Below are 6,649 nucleotides of genomic sequence, written 5' to 3'. Positions count from 1 at the left end.
ATGATGGGAAGTATATATTAAATAAAGTAGTTGTAACCAGGGTTTAATTCAATAATTTTACCTGTACGCTTATAAACGATCCACTCGGCAATATCGATGGTATAGTCACCGATACGCTTCAAGTACCCAGCAATCACCAAATAATCAGCCGCTGAATCGACAAGTTCTGGATCATCCTTCATGCCTTTTACGGAATCCAAACGAACCTTGGCTGCCCGATTTGACCATGATTGGTTTTCTTCAGCGATTGTTTCCGCGCCTAAAGCGTCATTTTTAACGTAGTAATCCATCACACGAGAAACCATCGTTGCCACTTGTTCACCGATTTCACCCAATTCTTTTTCGACACTGGCAATATGCTTAGTGCCTTTCACACGAATCGTTGAATTGGCAATGTTACGCGCTTGATCCCCCATACGTTCTAGGACTGATACAGCCTTTAAAATCGTCACGATTTCACGCAAATCAGTCGTCACGGGTTGATACAACGCGATCATTTCAAATGTCTTCTTTTCAATGGCTGCTTCGCGTTCATTAATCTTATGATCATTTTCCAAAATGGCTTTCGCCCCTTCACGATCATGATCGACAAATGATTGCACTGCCTTTTGAATGGTTTGGGCGACAAGCATCCCCATTTCTGTAAATGAATTATCTAAGTCAGCTAATTCTTCATCAAATAAACGTCGCATATTGTTTCTCCTTTATGCTTAGCCAAAACGGCCACTGATGTAATCTTGTGTTTCTTGGCGCTGTGGGTTTAAGAAGATGTTTTTCGTGGCATCCACTTCAATCAAATTACCACTTAGGAAAAAGGCCGTGCGATCTGATAGACGTGATGCTTGAGACATCGAATGGGTCACAATAATCATCGCATAATCATTTCTTAAATTCAACAACGTTTCTTCAATGTTGTGACTTGATACGGGATCCAAAGCTGATGTTGGTTCATCTAACAGCAACAACTCTGGTGAGGTAGCCAGCACACGAGCAATCGATACACGTTGCTGTTGGCCACCTGATAAGCCTAACGCTGACTTATGCAAATCATCTTTCACTTCATCCCAAACGGATGCTTGACGTAGCGCTTTTTCAACGGCTTCATCTAGCACCGTTTTATCGCGAACACCGTCTAAGCGCAACCCAAAGATGACATTTTCATAGATTGAAAATGGAAATGGATTAGGTTGTTGGAAGACCATCCCAATGCGCTTACGCAACTCAACTGTATCAGTTGTTGGGGCATAAATATTGGTGCCATTACAGTCAAATGTCCCTGTGACTGTAATGTTATCTTCCAAATCATGCATTCGGTTTAACGCCCGCAAATAAGTGGACTTTCCTGATCCAGAAGGGCCAATGAGCGCCGTAATGCCTTTTTCTGGAAATGAGAGGTTAATGCCATGCAAGGCCTCTTTTTTACCGTACCATAATTTTACATCGCGCGTTTCAAGAATATTCTTTTGTGTACTCTCTGTCATCCGAAGTTCCCCGATATATAATCATTTGTTAGCGCAACTTTTGGTCGTGTAAAGATTTTACGTGTTAAATCATATTCAATGACTTTTCCCATGTGGAAGAACGCCGTGTAATCACTGATACGCGCTGCTTGTTGCATGTTGTGCGTCACGATAATGATCGTATACTTGTTTTTCAACTCAAGCAGTGTGTCTTCAACTTGTGCTGACGAAATTGGGTCAAGCGCACTTGACGGTTCATCAAGCAACAAAATATCTGGCTTCAATGCCAATGCACGAGCAATCACCAATCGTTGAGCTTGTCCACCTGACAAAGCAAGGGCTGACTTGTTTAATTCATCTTTCACTTCATCCCACAAAGCAGCTTGACGCAAACTCGTTTCAACAATTTCGTCTAATTCTTGCTTATTCGTCATCCCACGTTGTGTCAACGCAAAGGTAATGTTGTTATAAATTGACTTTGCAAACGGATTTGGGCGTTGGAATACCATGCCAATATGGCGGCGCATTTCGTACACATCAATCGCTTTTGTGTTAATATCAACACCGCGATACATAATGTTTCCTTTAACCGTGGCCACGCCATCGTTCATCCGGTTCAAAGACCGTAAAAAGGTTGATTTACCGGAACCAGAGGCCCCGATTAAACTCGTGATTTTGTAACGTTCAAACGATAAATCACCTTCACTCAAGGCCAAGTTATCACCATAATAAACTTGCAAATCATGTGTTGACAATGCAATTTCATGCTTTTCCGGTGACATCTTATAAATATAACGTTCAGGTGCCTCATCTGAAATAAATTCACTGACTGGTTTTAAATCAATCGTATTTGCCATTTTTTCTCCATAAAGCCTACAATCAGGCTGTCTTATTGCCTCGCAACTGACTGTGACAACTGTTTCTTGCAATTAACTCACATTAAGCACTGGTAAGCTTTTTGTGCAACTTTGTACCCAGCTTACGTGCACTGAAGTTAAACAATAAGACAACAATGATCAACACTGCTGAGGAACCAGCAGAAACTGCACTCACATCGGGCATGATGCCTTCAGAATTAATTTTCCAAATGTGCACCGCCAAGGTTTCGGCCGGACGCATTGGGTTTAACGGACTAGAAATGTTGAACGGATTCCATTCACTGAAGTTCAAAGCTGGGGCTGATTGTCCCGCTGTATAAATCAAAGCCGCCGCTTCACCAAACACACGGCCGGCAGACAAGACAACACCGGTGACAATTGAAGGTACCGCTGCTGGTAAGATGACATGAATCACTGTTTCCCAGCGTGATAGTCCCAATGCTGAGCCAGCTTCACGTTGTAAGTTTGGAATTTGTGCCAAACTGGTTTCAATTGAGCGTGTTAACAAAGGTAAGTTGAAGAATGTCAACGCAATCGCGCCAGACAAAATTGAAAAGCCAAAATGGAATTTCACGACGAACAACAAGAAACCAAACAAACCGACAACAACTGATGGCAATGAACTCAAAATTTCGATTGCTGTCCGAACCATGGTTGTCAAAGGTCCCTTGCGGGCATATTCATTCAAGTAAATTGCCGCAGCTAAAGCGATTGGAAAACTAATCGCCATCGCTAATACTAATAAGTAAAATGAGTTAAACAGTTGTACGCCAATACCACCGCCAGCTTCAAAGGCTTTGGCTGGTGCCGTTAAGAAATGCCATGACAAGTGTGGTACGCCACGAACCAAAATAAAGGCGAGCATGGCCGCTAAGATTAGCGCAACAATCCCAGAAATCATATAAATGATGCCTGTGGCGATTTTATCAGCAGTTTTTGCATTCATTATTTCATTTCCCCTTTGCGTCCGATAGCCCGCACAATCAAGTTAAAGACAAGTGACATCAATAGCAAGATCATGGCCAAAGTCCACAAGACATTATTTTGTAGTGAGCCCATAACCGTGTTACCAATTCCCATCGTCAAGACAGATGTCAAGGTTGAGGCTGGTGAAATCAAGTTTTGTGGCATCAATGCCGCATTACCAATCACCATTTGTACGGCTAAGGCTTCACCAAACGCACGCGCCATACCGAAGACAATCGCTGTTAAGATACCTGGTGTAGCCGCACGCAAGATCACTTTATAAATCATTTGCCAACGGGTTGCCCCAATTGCCAAAGCTGATTCACGGTAATGACGTGGGACTGACTTCAACGTATCCACTGTCATTGACGTAATCGTTGGTAAGATCATGACGAATAACACAATGGTACCCGATAGGATACCAAACCCTGATCCACCAAACACTGTCCGAATAAATGGCACAACCACTGTTAAGCCGATGAAACCATAAACAACTGATGGAATACCAACCAGCAATTCAATAATTGGTTGCATGATTTTTGTACCACGCTTTTGCGCAATTTCAGTCATAAATAATGCCGTCCCAATTGCAAATGGTGTGGCAACAATTGCGGCTAAAAACGTCACCAAGAACGAGCCCATAATCATTGGCATCGCCCCGACATAAGGCTGCTTTGTTTGTGGATTAATCACTGATGGATTCCAAGTTGTGCCAAAGAGGAATTCTTTCACACTGACACCATCTTGGAAAAATGTTGATAGTCCACGACTCATAACGAAAGCAAAAATTGAAACGACCACAAGCACGATCAAGGCCAACGCAGACAAACTAATTGCCCGCCCCATTGCGTCTTGCTTCGTTGATTCTGACTTTTGCATCAACTTTTTTGTAATGTTATCCATTTTATCTCCAAAGTATTTGACGAGTGGTTACCCACTGTCTACTATATTTCAAATGCTGTTCTGATCTGACGTATGCATGATAACTACACGTCAGATTATTTTTTTATGATCTGGCCATCGACTTGACGGATAACTTGCATATCATGAACTGAGATATACCCTAGCTTTGGCACCAAAGTTTTTTGTATTTTTTCTGATGATAAATAATCCAAGAACTTGGCGACCTGCTTAGATGGGTTCCCCTTCGTATACACGTGCTCATACGACCAAATCGGATAGCGACCAGTGATGACATTGCTGTTAGTTGGCTTGACATGGTTAATTGTCGGTGCCACAACAGTATTGTTGATGTACCCAAGGGCTGCATAAGAGATAGCGCCAGGTGTTGTCGCAACAATTGACCGCACCATACCAGATGAATCTTGTTCTTGCGCTGAAGTACTCTTATCGCCCATCAAACCAAACTTTTCAAAGGTTGCCCGTGTCCCTGAGCCCGCTGCACGATTGATAATCACAATTGGCAAATCATGCCCACCGACTTGACGCCAGTTCTTGACTTTACCTGTGAAAATCTCACGTAGTTGCTGGGTGCTCAAGTTGGTCACCCCATTTTCTTTATTTAATAACGGTGTAATGCCGACAACAGCCACTTGATGATCGACTAGCTTAGTCGCATCAATTCCTGACTTTTCTTCGGCAAATACATCAGCGTTTCCTAAATCAACCGCGCCTTGTGCAACTTGACTTAGACCGGTACCCGTACCGCCACCCTGCACATTGACAAATGTTCCAAGATTAGCTTTCGTGTACTCTTCTCCGGCAGCTTCTACCAATGGTTGTAAGGCCGTTGAACCGACAGCCGTGATTGATGTGCCTGATGCACTTTTATCACGTGTAATGTAACCTGCGCCAATGGCCGCAATAAGACCCACGATGACGACTGTTGATACAATCATCCCGCGATGTGATTTCGACATGTTGATGCCTCCCAAGATTTAACTACAATAACTACTACTCTCCTATTATCTTAAAGTTTTGTAAATGTCATCGCGGGTGAATGTAAAGATTGTGTCAAGAAATATTTACAAAGGTAACGTCACACTGATTGTTGTGCCCACCGCAACTTGTGATTGTACTTTAATTTCACCATTGTGCTTATTAACAATTTCATTAACAATGGCTAAACCTAAGCCTGTGCCACTAGCAATTTTGCGTTGTCGTGATTCATCCCCACGATAAAAACGTTCAAAAATTCGGGATTGTTGATTCGTCGGAATCCCGATGCCCGTATCTTTAACATTTAACTGCCAATGCTGATGATCCTTGTAAGCCGTCACGTGAATGTCCCCACCTTGGACGTTATATTTCACTGCATTAACAATCAAGTTTTGTAAAATCATTTCCACGTCTGTTTTGAGACCACGAATGATAAAATCATCAGGCACGTCATTGCGCAATTGCACGGCTTTAGTCTCCGCCAATGGCATCACATGCTGCCATTGTTCGGCCACCATATCATGAATCACTAACTCCGTCTGTACAGCCTCTCGCTTTTGTTGCACACGTGATAATGAGAGAATATCATTGACCAATGACGATAGCCGTTTGGCTTCCTGCGCCACAATAGCCAAAAACATCTCCCGCGTGGCTTGATCTGCGCCGGCCGGTCCTTGTAATGTTTCGATAAAACCCGTAATCGCCGTTAGCGGTGTTTTTAGCTCATGAGACGCATTCGCCAAAAAGTCAGACTGCATCCGCTCAACTTGTAAGACCGATGTTAAGTCATAAATAATGATCATGACTTCCGCATGTTTCAGATTACCTTGATGATACAAAGTGCTAACTTCGTACTGTTTCATATCGCCATTAATTTGTAAATTCAAAATCGATTGTTGATTTTTTTGCGTATTAAACGTTTGGGTAATCAGCTCAGAGAGCGTGAACTGTCGAATCACCATACTTTCGGCAATCGGCGTTTCAGGGCGTTGAATGCCCAACAGGTCAGCCGCCGTTTCATTAAACACATCAATGGTATGGGCGCGATTAATATTAATCACCCCAACTGGTAAACTCGCTAGCAATGAACGATAGTTCGTCACATCACGTTGTGCAGTTTGACGTGCTTGTTCGATCTGATGTTGCATCACATTAAATTGCTTGATCAAGGCGTAATAAGGCGATCCTGGTTCTGCCAACACGCCTCTTGGGGTCTCACCAGCAACCGTATCGGCCATCCGTTTTTCCATCACTGTTAATTCTTGTTGTTGGCGATTTTCCCAAAAATTAGCCCATAGTACAATGACAAAAGTTGCCAAAGTCATAATTAAAACAAGCAACAGCCACTGTCTTAAATGGAGCTGCAAAAAACTACTCACGACGCCACAGAATACAAAATTGATAAACCAAAACGATAGAAATTTTAATATTTTTTTTGTCATTACC

Annotated in this window: 7 protein-coding genes; all 7 read right to left on the bottom strand. The window is 42.7% G+C overall.

The genetic code is table 11. From position 1 onward, the window contains the following. Positions 1-17: 17 nt before the first annotated feature. Complete coding sequence (gene phoU, locus ACW12G_RS05615) at positions 18-692, bottom strand: phosphate signaling complex protein PhoU (RefSeq protein ID WP_010003304.1); 675 nt, start codon at positions 690-692, stop codon at positions 18-20. A gap of 18 nt (positions 693-710) precedes the next feature. Beyond that, positions 711-1,481, bottom strand: a complete 771-nt coding sequence (gene pstB, locus ACW12G_RS05610; protein WP_010003305.1) for a phosphate ABC transporter ATP-binding protein PstB — start codon at positions 1,479-1,481, stop codon at positions 711-713. Next, entirely contained in the window at positions 1,478-2,317 is an 840-nt protein-coding gene (pstB, locus tag ACW12G_RS05605; RefSeq protein ID WP_010003307.1) for a phosphate ABC transporter ATP-binding protein PstB, read from the bottom strand. The genes pstB (ACW12G_RS05610) and pstB (ACW12G_RS05605) overlap by 4 nt, the downstream gene beginning before the upstream one ends. Before the next feature lie 82 nt (positions 2,318-2,399). Beyond that, positions 2,400-3,284: a phosphate ABC transporter permease PstA gene (gene pstA, locus ACW12G_RS05600; RefSeq protein ID WP_455647468.1), complete on the bottom strand. Its 885-nt coding sequence runs from the start codon at positions 3,282-3,284 to the stop codon at positions 2,400-2,402. Next, complete coding sequence (pstC, locus tag ACW12G_RS05595) at positions 3,284-4,207, bottom strand: phosphate ABC transporter permease subunit PstC (RefSeq protein ID WP_029509636.1); 924 nt, start codon at positions 4,205-4,207, stop codon at positions 3,284-3,286. The genes pstA and pstC overlap by 1 nt, the downstream gene beginning before the upstream one ends. 95 nt (positions 4,208-4,302) lie before the next feature. After that, the gene (locus ACW12G_RS05590) at positions 4,303-5,184 is read right to left on the bottom strand and encodes a phosphate ABC transporter substrate-binding protein PstS family protein (RefSeq protein WP_146975445.1); all 882 of its coding nucleotides are present in this window, start codon (positions 5,182-5,184) and stop codon (positions 4,303-4,305) included. A 105-nt stretch (positions 5,185-5,289) separates the two neighbouring features. Next, positions 5,290-6,645 (bottom strand): sensor histidine kinase, encoded by a 1,356-nt coding sequence (locus ACW12G_RS05585; protein WP_455647469.1) that lies wholly within the window; start codon positions 6,643-6,645, stop codon positions 5,290-5,292. Positions 6,646-6,649 lie beyond the last annotated feature (4 nt).

It is taken from the genome of Leuconostoc sp. (genome assembly GCF_965300815.1).
The sequence above is the reverse complement of the archived record's forward strand: the minus strand, read 5'-3'. Positions and strand labels throughout refer to the sequence as shown.